The organism is Frigoribacterium salinisoli (assembly GCF_054781095.1).
In genome coordinates, this window is record NZ_BAAGVB010000006.1 from 96,652 (window position 1) to 115,380 (window position 18,729).

At 76.6% G+C, this 18,729-nt stretch carries 19 protein-coding genes and 1 pseudogene; 6 read left to right on the plus strand and 14 right to left on the minus strand.

What is annotated here, in order from left to right:
• Window position 1: 1 nt before the first annotated feature.
• Both ACYVHQ_RS13170 and ACYVHQ_RS13175 read right to left on the minus strand, forming a co-directional pair.
• Window positions 2-1,546 carry a GMC family oxidoreductase gene (locus ACYVHQ_RS13170; RefSeq protein WP_460513768.1) on the minus strand — a complete coding sequence of 515 codons (1,545 nt, stop codon included), beginning with the start codon at window positions 1,544-1,546 and terminating at the stop codon, window positions 2-4.
• The gene (locus tag ACYVHQ_RS13175; RefSeq protein WP_460513770.1) at window positions 1,543-2,949 is read right to left on the minus strand and encodes an alpha/beta hydrolase; all 1,407 of its coding nucleotides are present in this window, start codon (window positions 2,947-2,949) and stop codon (window positions 1,543-1,545) included. The genes ACYVHQ_RS13170 and ACYVHQ_RS13175 overlap by 4 nt, the downstream gene beginning before the upstream one ends.
• Before the next feature lie 195 nt (window positions 2,950-3,144).
• Between ACYVHQ_RS13175 and ACYVHQ_RS13180 the strand changes: the two genes are divergently transcribed.
• The gene (locus tag ACYVHQ_RS13180) at window positions 3,145-3,549 is read left to right on the plus strand and encodes a PLDc N-terminal domain-containing protein (protein ID WP_460513773.1); all 405 of its coding nucleotides are present in this window, start codon (window positions 3,145-3,147) and stop codon (window positions 3,547-3,549) included.
• A 134-nt stretch (window positions 3,550-3,683) separates the two neighbouring features.
• Here ACYVHQ_RS13180 and ACYVHQ_RS13185 read toward each other — a convergent pair whose 3' ends face one another.
• Entirely contained in the window at window positions 3,684-4,139 is a 456-nt protein-coding gene (locus ACYVHQ_RS13185; protein WP_460513906.1) for an ASCH domain-containing protein, read from the minus strand.
• Window positions 4,140-4,362: 223 nt separating this feature from the next.
• On the opposite strand from ACYVHQ_RS13185, the gene ACYVHQ_RS13190 reads away from it, so the two are divergent.
• Window positions 4,363-5,181 carry a DNA-formamidopyrimidine glycosylase family protein gene (locus ACYVHQ_RS13190; protein WP_460513775.1) on the plus strand — a complete coding sequence of 273 codons (819 nt, stop codon included), beginning with the start codon at window positions 4,363-4,365 and terminating at the stop codon, window positions 5,179-5,181.
• A gap of 115 nt (window positions 5,182-5,296) precedes the next feature.
• On the opposite strand, the gene ACYVHQ_RS13195 is transcribed toward ACYVHQ_RS13190, so the two are convergent.
• Window positions 5,297-5,890 carry a hypothetical protein gene (locus ACYVHQ_RS13195; RefSeq protein WP_460513777.1) on the minus strand — a complete coding sequence of 198 codons (594 nt, stop codon included), beginning with the start codon at window positions 5,888-5,890 and terminating at the stop codon, window positions 5,297-5,299.
• Between the two features lie 106 nt (window positions 5,891-5,996).
• Between ACYVHQ_RS13195 and ACYVHQ_RS13200 the strand changes: the two genes are divergently transcribed.
• Window positions 5,997-6,185, plus strand: a complete 189-nt coding sequence (locus tag ACYVHQ_RS13200; protein ID WP_460513779.1) for a hypothetical protein — start codon at window positions 5,997-5,999, stop codon at window positions 6,183-6,185.
• 44 nt (window positions 6,186-6,229) lie between these two features.
• Here the strand turns inward: ACYVHQ_RS13200 and ACYVHQ_RS13205 are convergent, their stop codons facing one another.
• Complete coding sequence (locus ACYVHQ_RS13205) at window positions 6,230-6,658, minus strand: hypothetical protein (protein WP_460513781.1); 429 nt, start codon at window positions 6,656-6,658, stop codon at window positions 6,230-6,232.
• 124 nt (window positions 6,659-6,782) lie between these two features.
• Here ACYVHQ_RS13205 and ACYVHQ_RS13210 point away from each other — a divergent pair, with 124 nt between their 5' ends.
• Window positions 6,783-7,946 (plus strand): glycosyltransferase family 9 protein, encoded by a 1,164-nt coding sequence (locus ACYVHQ_RS13210; RefSeq protein WP_460513783.1) that lies wholly within the window; start codon window positions 6,783-6,785, stop codon window positions 7,944-7,946.
• 230 nt (window positions 7,947-8,176) lie between these two features.
• Here the strand turns inward: ACYVHQ_RS13210 and ACYVHQ_RS13215 are convergent, their stop codons facing one another.
• The 8 genes from ACYVHQ_RS13215 to ACYVHQ_RS13250 all read right to left on the minus strand — a co-directional run bounded on the left by ACYVHQ_RS13215 (window position 8,177) and on the right by ACYVHQ_RS13250 (window position 15,841).
• Window positions 8,177-8,632 carry a GNAT family N-acetyltransferase gene (locus tag ACYVHQ_RS13215; RefSeq protein WP_460513785.1) on the minus strand — a complete coding sequence of 152 codons (456 nt, stop codon included), beginning with the start codon at window positions 8,630-8,632 and terminating at the stop codon, window positions 8,177-8,179.
• 274 nt (window positions 8,633-8,906) lie between these two features.
• On the minus strand, window positions 8,907-9,608 hold the full coding sequence (locus ACYVHQ_RS13220; protein WP_460513787.1) for an SDR family oxidoreductase: 702 nt from the start codon (window positions 9,606-9,608) through the stop codon (window positions 8,907-8,909).
• Window positions 9,609-9,684: 76 nt separating this feature from the next.
• Window positions 9,685-11,181 (minus strand): PfkB family carbohydrate kinase, encoded by a 1,497-nt coding sequence (locus ACYVHQ_RS13225; RefSeq protein WP_460513788.1) that lies wholly within the window; start codon window positions 11,179-11,181, stop codon window positions 9,685-9,687.
• Complete coding sequence (locus ACYVHQ_RS13230) at window positions 11,178-11,903, minus strand: D-sedoheptulose-7-phosphate isomerase (RefSeq protein WP_460513790.1); 726 nt, start codon at window positions 11,901-11,903, stop codon at window positions 11,178-11,180. The genes ACYVHQ_RS13225 and ACYVHQ_RS13230 overlap by 4 nt, the downstream gene beginning before the upstream one ends.
• Window positions 11,900-13,171, minus strand: a complete 1,272-nt coding sequence (locus ACYVHQ_RS13235) for a glycosyltransferase (protein ID WP_460513792.1) — start codon at window positions 13,169-13,171, stop codon at window positions 11,900-11,902. The genes ACYVHQ_RS13230 and ACYVHQ_RS13235 overlap by 4 nt, the downstream gene beginning before the upstream one ends.
• Entirely contained in the window at window positions 13,168-14,196 is a 1,029-nt protein-coding gene (locus ACYVHQ_RS13240; protein ID WP_460513794.1) for a glycosyltransferase, read from the minus strand. Before ACYVHQ_RS13240 ends, ACYVHQ_RS13235 begins: the two co-directional genes overlap by 4 nt.
• Window positions 14,193-15,272 (minus strand): glycosyltransferase family 9 protein, encoded by a 1,080-nt coding sequence (locus ACYVHQ_RS13245; RefSeq protein ID WP_460513796.1) that lies wholly within the window; start codon window positions 15,270-15,272, stop codon window positions 14,193-14,195. Before ACYVHQ_RS13245 ends, ACYVHQ_RS13240 begins: the two co-directional genes overlap by 4 nt.
• Window positions 15,269-15,841: a D-glycero-alpha-D-manno-heptose-1,7-bisphosphate 7-phosphatase gene (locus ACYVHQ_RS13250; RefSeq protein ID WP_460513798.1), complete on the minus strand. Its 573-nt coding sequence runs from the start codon at window positions 15,839-15,841 to the stop codon at window positions 15,269-15,271. Before ACYVHQ_RS13250 ends, ACYVHQ_RS13245 begins: the two co-directional genes overlap by 4 nt.
• 108 nt (window positions 15,842-15,949) lie before the next feature.
• On the opposite strand from ACYVHQ_RS13250, the gene ACYVHQ_RS13255 reads away from it, so the two are divergent.
• Together ACYVHQ_RS13255 and ACYVHQ_RS13260 are read left to right on the plus strand one after the other, a co-directional pair.
• On the plus strand, window positions 15,950-16,912 hold the full coding sequence (locus tag ACYVHQ_RS13255; RefSeq protein ID WP_460513800.1) for a glycosyltransferase family 9 protein: 963 nt from the start codon (window positions 15,950-15,952) through the stop codon (window positions 16,910-16,912).
• Window positions 16,913-17,070: 158 nt separating this feature from the next.
• Window positions 17,071-17,664: pseudogene (locus tag ACYVHQ_RS13260) on the plus strand (ANTAR domain-containing protein); the annotation flags it as partial.
• A gap of 28 nt (window positions 17,665-17,692) precedes the next feature.
• Here the strand turns inward: ACYVHQ_RS13260 and ACYVHQ_RS13265 are convergent.
• Window positions 17,693-18,649, minus strand: a complete 957-nt coding sequence (locus ACYVHQ_RS13265) for a sigma-70 family RNA polymerase sigma factor (RefSeq protein WP_460513802.1) — start codon at window positions 18,647-18,649, stop codon at window positions 17,693-17,695.
• Window positions 18,650-18,729 lie beyond the last annotated feature (80 nt).

Here is an 18,729-nt window from a genome sequence, read left to right on the forward strand (position 1 = left end):
GTCACGCGGCCAGGAACCTCTCGGCCGTGCGCAGCGACAGCGCCATGATCGTGAGCGCGGGGTTCGCCGTGACGGCGCTCGGGAACACGCTGTTGTCGCAGATCCAGAGGTTCGGCACGTCGTGGCTGCGTCCGTCGGCGTCGACGACGCTCGTCGCCGGGTCGTCGCCCATGCGCGCCGTGCCGATGGTGTGCGCCGTGCGCGACAGGACCATCGACGACCGCGCTCCCGCCGCCTCGACGATGCGCTCCATCACGGCGGTCGCGTGCCGGTCGAGGGCCTTCTCGTTCGGCCCCGGGGTGAACGAGGCGGTGGCCTTGGGCACCCCGAAGTCGTCGAGCTCGTCGCTCAGGGTGAGCAGGTTGCGCTCGTCGGGCAGGCACTCGGCGTTGATGCCGACGCCGGCCATGTACCGGTAGTCGTCCATGGCGGCGACGAGGTCGCGCCCCCAGAGCCCGCCCCCTCGGGCCACGGTCGTCGCCCAGGTCTGCGGCATGGCACCGAGGTCCTGGATCAGGTACCCGCCCACGAAGTCGGCGTCGGCCGGCCGGACGAAGTCCTCCGTGATGATCGACGACGGGTAACCGCGGTAGCCGCGCATCTCCTCGTCGAAGCGACCCCACACCTGGGTGGCGCCGTGCACCATGAAGTTGCGGCCGACCTGGTCGCTGCTGTTGGCGACGCCCGTGTGCAGCAGCAGGCGCGGCGTCTCGACGCCCCCTGCCGCGAGCACGAGCTGCGCGCAGCGCTGGCGCCGCTCGACGCCGTCGCGCAGGTAGACGACCGCCTCGACCCGGCCGCGGGCGTCGAGGTCGATGCCGACGACGCGCGAGCGCGGGCGGATCTCGGCCCCGTGCGCCACGGCCTTCGGCAGGTAGGTGTTGTCCGTGCCGACCTTGGCACCGTTGCGGCAGCCCTGGTGGCAGCTGCCGGCGTTCGCGCAGGCGTGCCGGAGGCCGTGGTGCTCCTGCTCGCGGTCCCGCGTCACGAGCGCCACGGGCGCGTCGGTCGCCCGGATGCCGAGCGCCTCGCAGCCGCGCAGCATCATGCGACTCGAGGCGTTGCGGGCAGGAGGCGGGTACGCGTAGGAGCGCGCAGGGTCCCAGGGGTAGGTGGCCGGTCCGGAGACCCCGACGAAGCGCTCGACGCGCTCGACGTAGGCGGTGAGCTCGGCGGGGTCGAGCGGCCAGTCGACGCCCTGCCCGGTGAGCGACCGCAGCTTCAGGTCGCGGGCGTCGGGCCGGGGAGCGTACGCGCCCCAGTGCAGCATGCTGCCGCCGACGCCCATGCCGCTGTTGTTCTGGCCGAAGGCCGTGGGCGCGCCGCCCCCGCTGAGGCGCTCCTCCATCCAGTTGATCGCGACCGCGTCCGACTCGTCGGGGGTGTGCTCGTCGGGGTCGAAGTTCTCGCCCGCCTCGAGCGCGACGACCCGGAGCCCGTGGCCCGCGAGCTCGGCGAGGATCGGTGCCCCGCCGGCTCCGGTGCCGATCACGACGGCGTCGACCACCTCGGTGTCGTCGTAGGTGCGCATGTCGGTGAGCTTCATCGGGAGACCTCCTCGGCCGGTGCGGGCAGGGTGCGGAGCCGGGGTGGCATCGAGGGTTCCCAGCCCTCTCGTTCGTCGGGGCCGACCTTCAGCCAGCCCTCGAAGCGGGTCAGGTCGCCCCCGGTGGCGAAGCCGTCGAAGCCGATGCGCTCCATGGTCGCGGGGTGCGCGAGCCAGAGGCGGACGAGGTCGACCCGGCAGTCCTCGAACCAGGTGGCGAACTGCTCGCCCGTGAGCGTCGCGGCGGCGTGCCGACCGGGCGGGGCCTCGTAGCTGCCCTCGGCGACCGTGCGCAGCACCGCGTCGCGGCCGTCGTCGTCGAGGGACCCGAGGTCGACGAGCGCGTCGAGCGCGAGACGGTACGCCTCGACGTCGGTCGGCATGCCGTCCGTCCGCCAGCCGTCGCCGCGACCGTCGGCCAGCTGCGCGTCGACGCGAGCGGCGAGGTCGATCGCGGGACCGTCCTGCGGCACGACGCGGTCGGCGACGAGGCGCAGCGTGGCCAGTCGCGCCGCGCCGAGCGCGCGCGGCTCGCGGTCGGGGTCGTCGGCCACGGCCCGCCGCGCGAGCGTGCCGCGCATCACGGAGGGGGTGCGGCCCGAGGCGATCACGCGGCCGAAGTCGGTCGGCACCACCGGACCGAGGTCGGCGCGCTCGCGCCAGAAGGTGGCGATCGCCTCGGCGACCTCGTGCGGCCGCTCGAGCGGCAGGAGGTGGCCGGCGCCGGGCAGCACGTGCACGGTGGCGCGCGGGTACGCGCGACCGTTCAGCTCGCGCTGCGCCGGCTCGCCCAGGTCGCCGTCGGCGCCGCCGGCGACGATCAGCGCCGGGAGGTCGAGCACGCCGACGTCGTGCGAGCGGTCCTCGCGGCTGCCCCGGGTCAGCCAGGCCGACCAGGCGTCGGGGGAGGTGCGGCGCAGGCCGTCGAGCGCGATCGCGTCCGCGGCCGGTGGCAGCGGCGCTCCCACGTTGGCGTCCACGAACTCCCGTGCGGCGGCGTCGTCGAGCGGGCCGTCGGCGACCCACGAGAGCATGCCCTCGCGGCGCTCGTCGTCCATCGGCTCCGGGCTCGGCGGCGACGCGGCCAGCAGCACGACGCCCGCGAGGCCGAAGAGCGGCGCGGTGCCGGACAGCGTCCGTGCGGCGACGAGCGAGGCGACCTTGCCGCCCATGCTGTGGCCGACCAGCGCCCAGCGGGTCGACCCGTGCCTCCTGATGGCGCGCTCGACGGAGGCGACCATGTCGTCGACGGACAGGCCGGTGGCGCCGGCGGCGTCGCCGAAGCCGGGCAGGTCGAGCGCGACCACGTCGAAGGAGCCGGCGAGCTCGTCCGCGATCGCGTCGTACTCGCGGGCGCTCGACCCGAGGGCGTGCAGGCAGAACAGGGTGGGCAGATCGGTCATGGGACTCCTCGGAGGTCGCGGTCGGCGGGCAGCGCACGACAGCTCCTCGACGCTACGGACGACCTCCGACACCGGTCACGAACTCTCGACCAGTCCTCAGCGGACGGTGCGTCGAACGGCCATCGACGGGGGCCGTCCCGACGCTCGCCCGGACGGGGCATGGCGAGCGCCCGCCGTCCGCCCTAGGATCTGGCCGTGTTCTTCGTCCTCACGGTCGTCCCTTTCGTGCTGAGCCTCGCCGCCCTCGTCGACATCGTCCCGCGCGACGACTCGCGGGTGCAGCACCTGCCCAAGCTCGTCTGGGTGCTCCTCGTCGTGCTGCTGCCCGTGCTCGGCAGCGTGCTCTGGTTCGCCGTCGGGCGTGAGCACGAGGCACGGGAGCCCCGCGCGCCGCGCCTCGGCCGGGCGGCACGCGCCCGCGCCACCGACGACGGCCGGCTGCACGCGTCGGCCGCGCAGGCCATCGACCGGCGGGTGCGCAGCACCGAGCAGCAGCTCGCCGACCTCGAGGCCGAGGAGGCGCACTACGAGCGGCTCGCCCGCCTGCGGGCGCTCGAGGCCGAGGTCGAGGCCCGTCGCCGCCGGGACCGCTCCGCCTGACGCCGTCCGGCTGCTCGGACGCCCCGGGCGTCCGGGGCGTCCGAGCCCCGAGCGGGCGTCGCGCGGCCCGCGGTCGCGCGGCCCGCGGTCGCGCGGCCCGCGGTCGCGCGTGACGCGCAGGGCGCGGGCGTCGGTCAGTCGGCGAGCTCGGGCGGCCAGACGACGCTGAAGCGCTCGAAGACGACGTCGTCGTCCTCCGAGAAGGCGTCGCCCCGGGCCGCGCAGGTGCGCGTGAAGTAGCGGCGGTGCTCGCGGAGCCAGGTGTCGCGCATCCGGTCGTCCTCGCCCTCGTCGAACGCGAACGCGTCGTCGACGCTCTCGAGCGGGCCCACGCGCAGCTCGGTGCTGCGCAGCACGACGCGCGGCACCCCGCGGCCGTCGCAGGCGATCCAGTGCGACCCCACGCGAGGGGGCAGGTCTCCCTCGGCGAGGAACGACGACACCAGTTCGGCCGTCGCCCTCTTCTGCCCGGTGAGCACGAGGGCGAGGAGCTGGTCGGCGAGCTGCTCGGAGTCGCCGAAGCCCTCGACCGTGTGGTCGCCCCCGGCCGCGGCCGACTGCGGGTGGGCGTCGGCGTAGCCCCGCCACATCGCGGCGGCGGCGTCGAGGTCGGGTGGGGCGACGGGGGTGCGGTCGGTCACGGGACCAGCATGGCAGGGCCGGCGCGGGAGGCGCGAGCAGCGCAGCCTGCGAGGACCACGGGCGGGTCCGTCGCCGACGGGCGTCCGCGCACGCCCGGGAACGACGCACCCGTCCGTCCGGCCGTGGGCAGGAGGCGCACCCCGTGTCGGGGGCGGCGGCTAGCGTCGGACCGTGCCCGAGGGAGACAGCGTCCATCGCCTGGCCGTCCGCCTGCGCGCGGCCCTGGACGGCCACGAGGTCGCCGAGGGCGAGCTGCGCGGGGGCGGTGCCGCGGGCACCCGCCTGGCGGGATGGCGCGTGCTCGGGCACGACACGTACGGCAAGCACCTGCTCACCCGGTTCGACGCCGACGGCTCGCACCTCACCCTCCACTCCCACCTGCTGATGCAGGGGTCGTGGACGGTCACCGGCCCGGGTCGGCGGATCCCCGCGCGGCTCGCGCCCGACGTCCGGGTCCGGCTGCGCACCGACGAGGGATCGACGGCCTGGGGCCTCGACGTGCCCGTGCTCGACCTGCTCGACACCCGCGACGAGCACCGGGTCGTGGGGCACCTCGGGCCGGACCCGCTGCGCGACGACTGGGACGCGAGCGAGGCCACCCGCCGCCTCCTGACGGCGGGCGACCGCCCGCTCGTGGCCGCGCTGCTCGACCAGCGGCTGATCGCCGGGCTGGGCAACCTGTGGGTGAACGAGGTCGCGTACCTGCGCGGGCTCTGGCCGTGGACCCCCGTCGCCCGGGTGCCCGACCTCGACGGCCTCGTCGCGACCGCCGCCCGCTGCCTGCAGGCCTCCGCGACCGTGCCGGGGCTGTACCAGACGACGACGGGCGTCACCCGGCGGGGCGAGCGGCACTGGGTCGCGGGCCGCGCCGGCCGCCCCTGCCTGCGCTGCGGCACGCGCGTGCGGGTGCGCGACGAGGTCCGGGGCGACCCCGAGCAGCGGCGCACCTGGTGGTGCCCCACCTGCCAGCCCGAGGCCCGGGCCGGGTGACCCCGGCGGCGGCGCTGCCGCTGCCGCTGCACGGGCCGGTGCGTCGTCCCCGGGCGACCGTGCACGCCCACCGACGACGGACCCGCCCGCCCGGCGCGCGCTCCGGGTGCCGGCGTCAGGCGGCAGGGCGGGGGAGCAGCCCCTCCGCGTGCAGGGCGTCGAACAGCTCGTCGGCCACGAGGTGCGGCTCGGGAGTGAGGACCGTGATCGCGTCGCCGCCGTCGACCTCGATCGACACCCAGCGCCCGCCCCGGCGCCGGCGTCGGCCGTCGACGGGTGTGACGCGCACGGCGGTGAGCGCGGTGATCGGCCAGGACTCCTCGTGCAGGCCCCGCAGGCGCGCGACGGTGCCCGGCACGAATCGGAGACGGTCCCCGGTCAGCACGAAGGTGCCCTCGTAGCCCGCGCCGCCGGTCGGCAGCACTCGCGCCGCGAGCACGCCCCAACGCCGGTGCCCGCCACCGACGTCGACACGGCGCCAGGCATCGATGCTGCGGTGCTGTGCGACCAGCACGACCAGGAACGCGAGCCACGCGGCACACTGCAACAGCTGTGCCGTGCGGGGGCGCTCGCCGTCGAGCGCCGCGCTCACGAGCAGGGCGACCTGGAGCGCGGCGACGAGCGAGTAGAGCACGAGCACCGTGCGCAGGGTGCCACGACGTGCCTTCTCGGAGCGCAGGCGGGGCGGGTCCAGCTGAGCGCTCGTCATGTCGCCGACGTTACGGGAGACCGCTCCGTCCTCGTGCGCCGCGGGGGCGACGGGCGTTGACTGGCGGACGCGGCAGCTGCCGCACCGACCACGCCGAGGAGGCACCGTGACCGACCCCACGCCCCGCGAAGCCGACGCCCGCGACACCGAGGTCGTCGCCCCCGACGGCACGATCGACCCGCAGGTCGTCGCCGACCTCGAGTCCGACCCCGCCCTCGGTGGGCCGGACGACGACGCCCCGACAGATGACGAGGCGACCGCCGACGACCACGGGCCGACGCTCGACGAGGGCTGACGCTCGACGAGGGCTGACGCGCTGGGGCGTCGTGCGCGTCCGGATCAGGGCGCGGGTGGCCCCGCAGGAGGCGAGGCGTCGCCCCCGCCCCGCACCTCGCGTCGCCGCCGCCGACGTCGACCCTCGACGTACGCCCAGATCCCGAGGCCCAGGGCGGCACCGCCCGCGATGCTCGCGGCGAGGGCCCAGCCCCAGCCTCCGGTGGACGCGCCGACCAGCCAGAGCACGCCCGCCACGAGGAGCGTGCCGACGGCGGCGAGGAACCGCAGGTCCCAGGACGGCTCGACGTCCTCCGGTCCGGCCTGAACGTCCACGCGGGGCCACACGACGATGAGCAGCGTCGCGATCGGCCCGAGCAGGACCGAGACGAGGAACCACACGAGCCGCGAGCGGCCCTTCTGCTCGGCGAGGCCCGCGTTCACGAGGGCGAGCGCGAACCAGGGCCAACCGTCGAGCTCCCACGAGACGTCCATCGCGCGAGCGTACCGGTGTCCGGCGGCGTGGAGGAAGGGGCCCGGTCCGCGACGAGCAGGAGGGCCCGCACGCCTCGGGCCCGTGCACCGTTTGACGGGCGACGGCGCGGGGCAGGGAGCATCCATGACCGGCCAGACGATCCCGGGGCTGCCCGCCCTCTCCGACCGCTTCGACGACGTCCGGCGCATCGCCGTCCTGCGGGGCGGCGGCCTCGGCGACCTCGTGTTCGCCTTCCCCGCCCTCGCGGCGCTCGCCGCGGCCTACCCCGACGCCGAGATCACCCTGCTCGGCTCACCGTCGCACGTGGCCCTGCTCGGCGGTCGGCCGGGACCGGTCGACGCCGTCGAGGTGCTGCCCGTCGTGCCCGGGGTGGGCGACTCCTCCGGCACCGAGGTCGACGACGCGGCGACCGAGGCCTTCGTGGCGCGGATGCGCGAGCGGCGCTTCGACCTCGCCGTGCAGGTGCACGGCGGCGGGCGGAACTCGAACCCCTTCCTGCTGCGGCTCGGGGCGCGGCACACGATCGGCACGCGCACGCCCGACGCGGAGGCGCTCGAGCGCACGATCCCCTACGTCTACTACCAGCACGAGGTGCTGCGCGCCCTCGAGGTCGTCGCGCTGGCCGGTGCCGCGTCGACGGACGCCCCCGTGCTCGTGCCCACCGACGCCGAGCGCGCTCGCGGTCGCGAGCTGCTGGGTCGCGACGTCGGCGGGCCCGACGACGACGACGGCGCCGGCCGCCCGGTCGTCGTGATCCACCCCGGTGCGACCGACCCGCGTCGCCGATGGCCCGCCGAGCGCTTCGGCGAGCTGGCCGCCCGACTCGTCGCGCAGGAGGTCCGGGTCGTCGTCGTCGGCGACGCCAGCGACGTCGAGGCGGCCGGGACGATCCTCGAGGTGGCGGGGCGGGCCTGCGGCCGGGCGGACGCCGTGACCTCGCTCGCCGGCCGCGCGAGCCTGTCGGAGCTGGTCGGCGTGCTCGCCGAGGCCGACCTCGTCGTCGCGGACGACAGCGGTCCGCGGCACCTGGCCGAGGCGCTGGGCACGGCCACGAGCGCGGTCTTCTGGTTCGGCAACGTCATCAACGCGGGCGCGCTCGGGCGCACCCGGCACCGCATCGCCATGTCGTACCGGACCACCTGCCCGGTCTGCGGCGTCGACATCACCCAGGTCGGCTGGACCTCGGAGCGCTGCGAGCACGACGACAGCGTCGTCGCCGACGTCACCCTCGACGAGGTGTGGCAGAACACGAGCGAGCTGCTCGCGTCGCTGACGCCCCGCGCCTGACCCGAGGTCGGGACTCGTCCGCGGCGCGGTGGTCCCACGGTCGAGCGGGAGGGCGTCCACGGTCGGCGGACCAGCAGGCACCGTGGACGCCGTTCCTGGACAGCGTCACCGGGACGGCGTCCACGAGCCGTCGGTCCGGTCGCGGGGGACCGACCGTTCGTGGACGGCGTCAGGGCCAGGTCGAGGACCAGCGGATCCGCCCCGGCTCGGGGCGTCGGCGCGTCGGGGCGTCAGAGCGTCCGCGCGTAGCAGAGCGAGGTCGGTTCGCCGACGTAGGGGCCGAACGGCTCGATGGGCACGTAGCCCTCGCGCTCGTAGAAGCGCTGCGCCGCGTGCTGCTCGGTGCCCGTCTCGAGGAGGAGGCGCGCCACGCCGCGGGCCCGCGCCTCCTGCTCGAGCGCCTGCAGCAGCGCGACCGCGGTGCCGGACCCGCGCTCGCCGGGTGCCACGTACATGCGCTTGATCTCGGCGCCGCCGCCGGGCAGCAGGCGCAGTCCGCCGCAGCCGATCGCGGTCCCGTCGGCGTCGCGCGCCACGAGGAACACGGGCACGCTGTCGGCGGTCGGCTTCTCGCCCGGCTCGGTGTCGGCGCCGTAGAGGGCGTCGATCTCGACGCGCTGGGCCGCGCGGAGGCGCACGGCGTCGGGGGAGTCGAAGGGTTCGGTGGTGACGGTCGGGGCGCTCACGGGACCATCCTGGCGGACGGGGGCGGGCCTCCGGCAGCCCCTTGCGCTCGTCGGCCAGCGTCCGGTGCCGCGGCCGGGCCACCCCCGGTGCGCACGAGGCGACGACTCGCGGACGCCACGCCGCCGACCAGGGGGCCGAGGCGGCGTGTCGGCGGCGAGCTGTCGCCTTTTCGGAGGAGGGCAGGAGGAGAGCAGGAGGTGCGCAGGAGGAGCGCGGGAGGAAAGCAGGAGGTGCGGGGCGGCGGGCGCCGTGCCGACCGCCCCGCTCAGCCGATCAGGGCCAGGAGTCCTCCTCGGGGTGGGTGACGACGAGCTCGCGGATCTCGCTGGTCGGCGGCATGCCGAGCACGAAGAGCACGGCGTCGGCGACGTCGCGGGGGTCCTGCAGGCGGGAGTCGTCCTGCGGCTTGTACTGCTCGTCGCGGGCGTCGAAGAAGCGCGTCTTCATGCCCGAGGGGATCAACGTGGTGACGCCGACGACGCCCTTGAGCTCGGCGGCGAGGGAGCGGGTGAAGCCGACGACGCCGAACTTCGAGGCGCAGTAGGCGGTGGCGTCGCCGACGGCCTTGATGCCGAGCGACGAGGCGACGGTGACGACCTTGCCGTGCGACTCCTTGAGGTACGGCAGGGCGGCGCGGACCGTGGAGACGGTGCCGAACAGGTTGACGCCGACGATCGCCTCCCAGTCGTCGATGCTGAGGGCGTCGAGCGGGGCGGGCTTGTCGATGCCGGCGGCGGTGACGACGGCGTCGAGTCCGCCGAGCTCCTCCGCGACCTCGCGGACGGCCGCGTCGACGGCGTGCGAGTCGGAGACGTCGACCTGGCGCGCGTGGCCCTCGACGCCGTCGACGTGGAGGTCGAGGACGATCGGCGTGCCGCCGGCGAGCTGCACGGCGTGCGCGATCGCGGCGCCGAGGCCGCTCGCGCCGCCGGTGACGATCACGCGTCCGGGGTTCGTGGGGTCTGTCGCGGTCATGGGTGTCCTTTCGTGGGGGTGGGGTGCAGGAGGCGCGGGGCGCGCCGACGAGGACGACGTGCGTCGTCCGCACGGGTCAGCCGACGCGCTCCAGCGCGGAGGCCAGGCGGGTCGTCGACCGACCGGGGTGGTAGGGCACCGTGAGGGTGCGGCCGCCCCAGCCGGCGACGAGGCCGGCCTCGGGCAGGGTGTCGGCGGAGTAGTCCCCGCCCTTCACCCAGACGTCGGGCCGCACGCGCGAGAGCACGTCGTGCGGGGTGTCCTCGTCGAAGACGATGACGGCGTCGACGCACTCGAGCGCGAGCAGCAGGTCGACGCGGTCCTCCTGCGCCATGATCGGTCGCTCGGGGCCCTTGAGCCGCGTCACCGAGTCGTCGGAGTTGAGGCAGACGACGAGGCAGTCGCCGAGGGCGCGGGCCGCGGCGAGCGTGCGGGCGTGCCCGGCGTGCAGCAGGTCGAAGCAGCCGCCCGTGGCGACGACCGTGCCGCCGGCCTCGCGCGTCCGGCGGGCGACGTCGAGGGCGTCGCTCCCGGGCAGGCGGATCGGCTCGGGCAGCTCGTCGGCGTCGGGCTCGGTGCCGGTGGGAGCCGACCCCGCCGCGCCGGCGTCGGCACGGGTGTCGGTGCCGACGGCCGGTGCGGCGTCGTCGAGCGCCTCCGCGTCGTCCGTCGCGCGCAGCCGGTCGAGCGGCAGCGAGGCGACCCCGCCGTCGGCGAGGAACCGCGCGGCCCGCTCGACGGCCTCGGCCACGGCGTCGGGGGCGGAGGCCCCGCGGGCGAGCGCGACGGCCAGCGCCGAGGCGAGCCGGTCGCCCGCGCCGCAGGGGTCGAGCACCTCGACGACCGGGGCGGGCAGGTGCAGCGGGTCCTCGCCGGTGGCGGCGCCCGCGAGGGCGAGGACCGCCCCCGACCCGCCGAGGGTGACGGCGACGGCCTCGACGGCCCACGTCTCGCGGAGCGCGTGACCGGCCTCCCAGGCGTCGTCGACGCCCGAGACGGCGCTGCCGTGCAGCCCGGACGCCTCGCCCTGGTTGGGGGTGACGACGGCGCAGCCGGCCACGGGGGCGCTGCCCTTGGGGTGCGGGTCCCAGACGACGGGGACGCGGGCGGCGACCTCGGTGAGCACGGCGCGCAGCCGGTCGTCGGCGGTGAGGCCACGACCGTAGTCGGCGACGACCACGGCGTCGGCGCGGCGCACCGCGTCGAGCATGTCCTCGGTGACGCCGGGGGCCGGGGCGGGACCGCAGGACTCGTCCACGCGGGCGACCGCGTGGTCGCCGATCCGCAGCCGGGTCTTCGTCGGGGTGCCGGCGTGCAGCGGGCCCGCGACGACGTCGACGCCGTGGATCGCGGCGCGCAGCTCGGCGGCGCCGGCGTCGTCGCCGAGGGCGGTGACGAGCACGACTGGCTCGCCGTCCAGGACGAGCATCGCGGCGACCAGGCCCGCGCCTCCTGCCCGCGTGCTGCGGGTGGTGACGTCGACGACGGGCACGGGGGCGTCCGGGCTGAGCCGGGTGGAGGTGCCGCTGACGTCGACGTCGAGCAGGGCGTCGCCCACCACGACGACGGTCACGAGCGGGCTCCCCGGTCGGGGCCGGTCACGCCGCGGCGGGCGATCTCGCCGTCGAAGACGAGGCAGAGCGAGTGCACGGCGACGAGCTGCGCCTCCTGCACGTTCGAGGACGGCCCGGGCAGGGCGATCGCGTCGTCGCAGGCGTCGGTGAGCGGGTTCGGCCCGGTGCCGGTGAGCGCCCACGTGGTGACGCCGATCTCGCGCGCGGCGTGCGCGGCGGCCACGAGGTTGGGGCTGGTGCCGCTGGTGGAGAGCAGCACCAGCACGTCGCCGGTCCGGCCGTGGCCCCGCACCTGGCGCGCGAAGACCTGCTCGTAGCCGTAGTCGTTGCCGATGGCGGTGACGGCGCTCGACTCGGCGTGCAGCGAGATCGCCGAGAACGACGCACGGTCGTCGGCGAAGCGTCCGACGAACTCGCTCGTGAGGTGCTGCGCCTCGGCGGCCGAGCCGCCGTTGCCCGCGGCGAGCAGGCGGGCGCCGCCGCTGAGCCGGTCGGCGAGCTCGACGCCCCAGGCCTCGAGGTGCTCGGCCTCGGCGTCGAGGGCGAGCAGCACCGGGGCGAGGTCGGCGAGGTGCTCGCGCAGCACGGCGGCGTGGCCGACGGCGGGCGCGACGGCCGACGCGGGTGCGGCGGGCGGCGCAGGAGGCGCGACGACGGCGGGCGCTGCGGTCGCGCCCGGCGCGGCCACCGCGACGGGCCTGGTGCGGATGTCGGTGCTCATCGTCCTGCTCCTTCGGCGGTGGCGGGCTGGCGGGGTGCTCCTACGGCGCGGCCGACGGTCGAGCGGTAGCTCGTCGCGGTGCCCGCGGCGATCCGGTCCCACGAGTAGCGGCTCTCGGCGCGCAGGCGCCCCTGGCGGCCGTACTCCCGGGCCTGCTCGGGGTGCTCGAGCAGCGTGACGACCGCGTCGGCGATGGCCTCGGGGTCGCGGGGCGGCACGAGCCGGCCGGTGACCCCGTCGACGACGGTGTCGATGAGGCCGCCGACGCTCGCGGCGACGACGGGCACGCCGCAGGCCATGGCCTCGAGCGGCACGATGCCGAACGGCTCGTACCAGGGAGCGCAGACGAACGCGTCCAGCGACCGCAGCACGGTCGGGAGCTCGTCCTGGGCCACCTGGCCGCGGAACCCGACCCGGTCGGCGACGCCCTCGGCGACGGCCAGCGCGTGCAGCTGGCGGTAGGTCTCGTCGGCGGGGAGGTCCTCCCGGCGCGGCCCGCCGACGACGAGCAGCTCCGCGTCGTGACCGGCGGCGACGACCCTGGCGAGGGCGCTGATCGCGTTGCCGTGGCCCTTGCGGGCGACCAGGCGGCCCACGGTGGCGATGCGCACCGGGCGGCCGCGCGCCTCCTGCGGGCCCTCGGGGGTGAACAGCCGGGAGTCGACGCCGCACGGCGCGACGTCGATCCGGTCGGCGTCGACGCCGATGCCGCGCAGCTCGAAGACCTCGTCGGAGCAGGTGGCGATGACCGTGTCGACCGAGCGGCCGACCCACGGCTCGAGCGTCGCACGCTCGGCCGGGCTCGTGTCGAGGTGGCCCTGGTGACGACGCTTGACGTGGCCGAGCGCGTGGAAGGTCTGCACGACGGGCACCGGGAGGCCCCCGCCGGCCTCGCGGACCGAGCTCCGCCGCGCGGCGTCGAGCGCGGCCACGCCGGACATCCAGAAGTGCGCGTGGACGACGTCGGGCCGGTCGTCGAGCCAGGCCCGCTCGAGGCCGTCCGCGAGGGCGGGCACGAACGGCAGCAGCTCGTCCTTCGACACGTGGTCGGCAGGCCCGGCCGTGAGGTGGACGACCTCCACGCCCGACGGCATGCGCACGACGTCGGGGAGGCTCGCGTCGTCGCGCCGGGTGAAGACGGTGACCCGGTGGCCGCGCCGCACGAGGGCGGCGCTCAGCTCGGCGACGTGCACGTTCTGGCCGCCGGCGTCGACGCCGCCGAGGACGGCGAGCGGGCTGGCGTGCTCCGAGACCATGGCGATCTTCATGCGAGGGTCCTCTCCTGGCCGGCGGCCGCCGAACGGGCGGCGCTCGCCGCGGCGCGCGGGCCGTCCTCGACGAGCGCGCCGAGCAGGGCGTCCCACTCGGCGTGGAACCGGCCGAGGCCGTAGCGCTCGAGCGCGTGCGTGCGGGCGACGAGGCCGCACGCGCGAGCCTCGTCGGGGTCGGCGACGAGCTGCGCGGCCCGGCGCACGAGCAGGTCGACGTCGGTGCTGACCGCACCGGCCTCGGCGGGCACGGCGCGGAACGCCTCGGTGGTCGCCAGGGCGACGACGGGCATCCCGGCCTGCATGGCCTCGAGGAGCGAGAGGCCGAGCGAGGTCCAGCGGATCGGGTGCAGGTAGACGCGGTCCTGGGCCAGGCGGGCGTGCAGCCGGCTCGTGGGCAGGTCGCCGACGACCGTCATCGCGTCGGGGCCGAGGCCGAGCGCGTCGGGCAGCCCGTCGGCTCCCATGCCGAAGACGTCGAGCGGGGCGGCCTCGACGAAGCGGGGCAGCAGGTCGCTGCCGGTGACCCGCCAGCGGCGCACGGGCTCGTTGACGACGACGCCCAGGCGGGCGCGCTCGCCCGTGTAGAGGTGGCCCGGGTCGACGATGCCGTGCTCGATCGTCGCCGTGGGCGTCGAGCCGCAGTCCCAGAAGAGGGCGTTGAAGGCCGTGACGTGGGCGACGAGGAGGTCGTCGCGGTCGGCGTAGGGGTGCGTGCTGTTCGGCACGTGCTCGCGCGGCGTGTTGTGCTCGACGAAGACCGCGGGCACGTCGCGGCCCGGCCGGCGGCCGAGCAGGCGCTCGGCCTCGGCCAGCTCCTCCGTGCGCTGCAGCACCACGACGTCGACCTCGGCGTCGCGGAGGTCGTCGGGGTGCACCTCGACGACGGAGTCGGGCCAGTCGCGACCGGCCCGGCCGAGGCCCCACGGGCCACCCTCGCGCGTGGTGGGCAACAGGTAGGTGTGGGGACCGCGGACGAACGCGTCGGCCCAGCCGCCGTGCACGTGCCAGAGCAGGATCTTCACGGGGCGACCTCCAGGGTGGATCGGGACGAGGCGGGGCGGGGGGCGTGCGCCGAGGGCGCGCCGACGAGGGCGGTGACCGCGTCGACGACGTCGTCGGCGGTGACCGAGGTGAGGCAGGGGTGGCCGGGCACGGGGCAGACGCGGGCGCGGCTGCCGCGGCAGGCGGCCTCCTGGTCGCCGAGCAGCTGCACGGGCACGCCCCAGGGCGCCCAGCGCACGGCCGGGACGACGGGGCTGAACAGGCTCACGACGGGAGTGCGCACGGCCGCGGCGAGGTGCGCGGGGCCCGTGTTGCCGGTGACGACGGCCGCTGCGCCGGCGAGCACGCCCGAGAGGGTGGCCAGGTCGCCGGCGCCGCCGAGGTCGACGCCGAGCTCGCCCGCCACCTCGCGGGTGAGGTCCGCCTCGGCCGGCGAACCGGTGACGACGACGTTCCAGCCGGCGGCCGCGAGGGCGGCGACGGCCTCGCCGTTGCGCTCCACGGTCCAGGCGCGGGCGGGCACCGCGGCACCGGGGTGCAGGGCGACGTAGGGGCCCTCGCCCACGAGCTCGTGCACGTCGGGCGGCGTCACGACGGCGAGGCCGCGGTCGTCGCCCTCCGGCAGCGCGAACCCGGCCGCCTCGGCGATCGCGAGCGCGCGGAGAGGTTCGGGCTGGTCCTCGTCGAGGGTCTCGCCGGGCTTCAGCCGCACGTCGAGCAGGCTGCCGGCGTAGTCGACGCTCGCACCGCTGACCCGGCGCACGCCCGCGAGGCGCAGCAGCAGGGCCGTCGGCAGCGGCGACTGGTGGAACGAGGTGAGCACCACGGCCTCGTCGGGGCGCACCTCGTCGAGCAGGGCGGCGAGCTGGGCGACGTGCTCGGGCGTGGCGGCCGGTGCGGGGTCGACGATCCACGGGGCGGCCCACGTGACGACGCGGTGCACGCCGGGCAGGAGGCGGCCGGCCGGGGCGCCCTGCGGACCGCAGAGCAGGGTCACCTCGACGTCGGGCGCGGCGGCGACCGCGCGCACGGCCGGGCCGCTGACGAGGACGTCGCCGGCGCTGTCGAGCCGGACCACGAGCACCCGGCGCGTCACGAGGCCGGCCCCGGGGTCGGGAGGGCGGCGAGATGGGCGAGGGCGAGGCGCACGGCCTCCGTCAGGTCGCCCGCCACGTGCTCGGCCGCGTCGACCTCCTCCTGGCGGGTGACGGGCGTCGGCACGAGGATCCCCGTGGCGCCCGCCGCGCGCGCCGCGCCCACGTCGGCACCGATGTCGCCGATGACGACGACGCGCGACGGGTCCACGCCCAGGCGCTCCGCGGCGCGCAGGACCATGCCCGGTGCGGGCTTGCGGCAGGCGCAGCCCGCGTCACGGTGGTGGGGGCACAGCTCCCAGACGTCGATCGGCCCGACGAGCTCGTCGACGCGAGCGTTGACGGCCTCCGCCTGCTCGCGGGTGAGGCGACCGTCGCCGATGCCGGACTGGTTGGTGACCACGCCGGTGCCGTGACCGGCCGCACGGACCGCGGCCACGGCCTCCTGCGCACCCTCGACCGGCACGACGAGCGCGGGGTCGCCGTTGTAGGGCACGTCGACGACGAGCGTCGCATCGCGGTCGAACAGCACCGCGGAGCGGGGTCCGGGGGCGCGCGCGGATCGGGTCATGGTCACGCCCTGCCCCGGGACGGCCCGGTCCAAACGTGCACGGACCACCTCCTGCTCCCGTGCGCGTCGGGTCGGGCGCGCCGCCGGGGCCTGTGCCACCGTGGGCCCATGCGACGACTGCCCGAGGCCGACGGCACCCCCGAGTTCCTGGCGCTCCGCGCCCTCAAGCTCGGCGACCTGCTCGTCGCCGTCCCCGCCCTGCACGCCATCCGCCGCGAACGGCCCGACCACCGCCTCGTGCTCGCCGTTCCAGGGTGGCTCGAGCCGATCGCCGAGCTCGTCGGCGGCCTCGACGTGCTCTGGCCCACGCCCGGCCTCGACCACCCGCTCGGCATCGAGCCCGGCCGCATCGACACCGCCATGAACCTGCACGGCAACGGCCCCGAGAGCCGCGGGGCGCTCGAGCAGCTGCAGCCCCGCGTGCGGCTCGGCCACGCCTCGCCCGGCTGGGACGGGCCGGCGTGGGAGGACGGCGTGCTCGAGCGGCACCGGTGGGCCCGCCTCGCCACCGAGCACGGCATGCCCGCCGACCAGGAGGACATCGCCCTCGCCCGCCCGGACCGGGCCTCGCCCGCACCGGGCGCCGTGGTCGTGCACGTGGGTGCCTTCTACGGCTCCCGCCACTGGCCGGTCGACCGCTTCGCCGCCGTCGTCGAGGCGTTCCGCGGCGACGGCCACCGCGTCGTGCTCACCGGCAGCGCCACCGAGCGCGACCGCGCCCTCGAGGTCGCCGCGCTCGCCGGGTGGAGCGCCGACGACGTCGAGCGCGACGTGCTCGCCGGGCGCGTCGACCTCGCCGAGATGGCCGCCACGGTCGCCGACGCCCGCCTCGTCGTCAGCGTCGACACGGGGGCGGCGCACCTGGCCTCCGCCTACGGGACCCCCTCGGTCGTGCTCTTCGGCCCCGCCCCGCCCGAGGAGTGGGGCCCGCCCGTCGACGGGCCCCACGTCGTGCTCACCCACCCCGAGCTGCGCGTCGGGGACACCTTCGGCAGCGAGTGCGACCCCGCCCTGCTCGCCGTGCAGGTCACCGACGTCGTCGCCGCCGGGCGAGGCCTCCTGGGCGGGTGATCCCCAGCGGTGCGCGGCCCCTCCTGGCGCCGGGCGCTCGGGGGGCCCTCCCAGCCGCTCCGGGTGCCGAGGGGGCCGCGGAGGAGTAGTCCTGGGGGAGGGCTCCCACGGTCGCCGAGGAGCCCGGACGACCGCAGCAGCGACGCGAGGGGAGACGCGTGGACACCGACGAGGACTTCTTCGCCCGGCTGGCCGCCGACCTGCAGGAGGAGCCCGACCTGCGGCTCACCGTGCAACGGGCCGTCGGCTACGCGCGGGCGCTGCTGCGCAGCGACGAGGCCTCCGTGCGCGTGCACCGCAAGGCAGCCCTCGACCTGCCGCCCGTCGTCGCCGCCACCTCGACCAGGGCCGAGGGGCTCGCGCAGCTCTCCCTGGCGCATGCCGCCCCCGGCACGCCCGTGCGCGAGACCGGACCGGTGGCCGTCGACGACGTCCTCCTCGAGCAGCGCTGGCCCGACTGGTGCGCCGCCGTGTCCGCCCGCGGCTACCGCAGCGCGCTCGCCGTGCCGCTGCTGGCGCGCGACCGGGACCTGGGCGTGCTCACCCTCTGGTCGGAGCGACCCGGGGCGTTCCGCCGCCACGACGACGACGCCGCGCTGGCGGTCCTCGTCCGGCACGTCGCCGTGGCGGTCGCCGACCTGCTCGCCTCGCACGACCTCGTGCAGGCGCGCGCCACGCGCACGCTCGTCGGCCAGGCCCAGGGGATCCTCATGGAGCGCCACGGCCTCGACGCCGACACCGCCTTCTCGGTGCTGCGCCGCCACTCGCAGCAGGGCAACCTCAAGCTCGCCGACGTCGCCCACCAGCTCGTGGCGACACGGGCGCTGCCGGAGACCCCTCGACGTCGCCCAGCTCGGTCCGCAGCCGACCCAGCACGCGCGTCAGCAGACGGGACACCTGCATCTGCGTGACGCCCAGCTCGCGGCCGATCTCGGCCTGCGACAGGTCGTCCACGAAGCGGAGGCGCAGGAGCAGCCGGTCGCGGTCGCCCAACCCGGAGAGGGCCCGCTCCAGCTCCGCCCAGCGCTCCGCGCGCTCGAGCGAGCCGTCCGTGGCGGGCAGCGCGTCGCCCAGGCAGGTCTCCCCGGCCCCGGCGAGCGGCGCCTCGAGGGAGACCGCCTGGGACTCGCGCTGCGCGAGCACCGCCTCGGCGACCTCGGCGGCCGGGAGCTCCAGCCGCGCCGCGAGCTCGGCGGTCGACGGGGCGTGGCCCAGCTGCTGGGTGAGCGTGCTGCTCAGGTGGGCCACGGCCGCGCGGAGCTCCTGCAGGCGCCGCGGCGGGCGGACCAGCCAGCCGGTGTCGCGCAGGTGCCGCTTGATCTCTCCCGAGACCGTGGGCGCCGCGAAGGCCACGAAGTCGTCGCCCTTGTCGGCGTCGAAGCGCTGGGCGGCCTTGAGCAGGCCCACGCAGCCCACCTGGCGCAGGTCCTGCCAGTCGTCCGTCGACGAGGCGTAGCGACGCGCCAGCGACTCGGCCACGTCGAGGTGGTCGCCCGCGACGAGCGCCACCGTGCGACGGCGGAGGGCCTCGTCGTCAGGACGCGCGGCCAGCTCCGCGAAGCGGGCGAGCGTCACGGCACGGCGGCGCTCCTCGCGCTCGCTGCGCGCCGAGGAGGGCCGGCGGCCCTCGAGGGCCACCGGCTCGCGGGCGCTGCGGCCCGAGAGGGCACGGACGGGACGGAGGGCGAGCGGGACGTCGACGCGCGGAACGGACGACAGGGGCAGGGTGACGGTCACGGCGAGGCCTCATCGGTGCTGAGGTGGAGCGGCTCGTGGGCTCGGCCGCCGTCGTTCCTGCCCCACACAACGCCAGGAGG

Coding starts and splice junctions, on each gene's coding strand:
- ACYVHQ_RS13170 (WP_460513768.1), bottom strand. CDS start 1,546: ATGAAGCTCACCGACATGCGCACCTACGACGACACCGAGGTGGTCGAC.
- ACYVHQ_RS13175 (WP_460513770.1), bottom strand. CDS start 2,949: ATGACCGATCTGCCCACCCTGTTCTGCCTGCACGCCCTCGGGTCGAGC.
- ACYVHQ_RS13185 (WP_460513906.1), bottom strand. CDS start 4,139: ATGTGGCGGGGCTACGCCGACGCCCACCCGCAGTCGGCCGCGGCCGGG.
- ACYVHQ_RS13195 (WP_460513777.1), bottom strand. CDS start 5,890: ATGACGAGCGCTCAGCTGGACCCGCCCCGCCTGCGCTCCGAGAAGGCA.
- ACYVHQ_RS13205 (WP_460513781.1), bottom strand. CDS start 6,658: ATGGACGTCTCGTGGGAGCTCGACGGTTGGCCCTGGTTCGCGCTCGCC.
- ACYVHQ_RS13210 (WP_460513783.1), top strand. CDS start 6,783: ATGACCGGCCAGACGATCCCGGGGCTGCCCGCCCTCTCCGACCGCTTC.
- ACYVHQ_RS13220 (WP_460513787.1), bottom strand. CDS start 9,608: ATGACCGCGACAGACCCCACGAACCCCGGACGCGTGATCGTCACCGGC.
- ACYVHQ_RS13230 (WP_460513790.1), bottom strand. CDS start 11,903: ATGAGCACCGACATCCGCACCAGGCCCGTCGCGGTGGCCGCGCCGGGC.
- ACYVHQ_RS13235 (WP_460513792.1), bottom strand. CDS start 13,171: ATGAAGATCGCCATGGTCTCGGAGCACGCCAGCCCGCTCGCCGTCCTC.
- ACYVHQ_RS13250 (WP_460513798.1), bottom strand. CDS start 15,841: ATGACCCGATCCGCGCGCGCCCCCGGACCCCGCTCCGCGGTGCTGTTC.
- ACYVHQ_RS13255 (WP_460513800.1), top strand. CDS start 15,950: ATGCGACGACTGCCCGAGGCCGACGGCACCCCCGAGTTCCTGGCGCTC.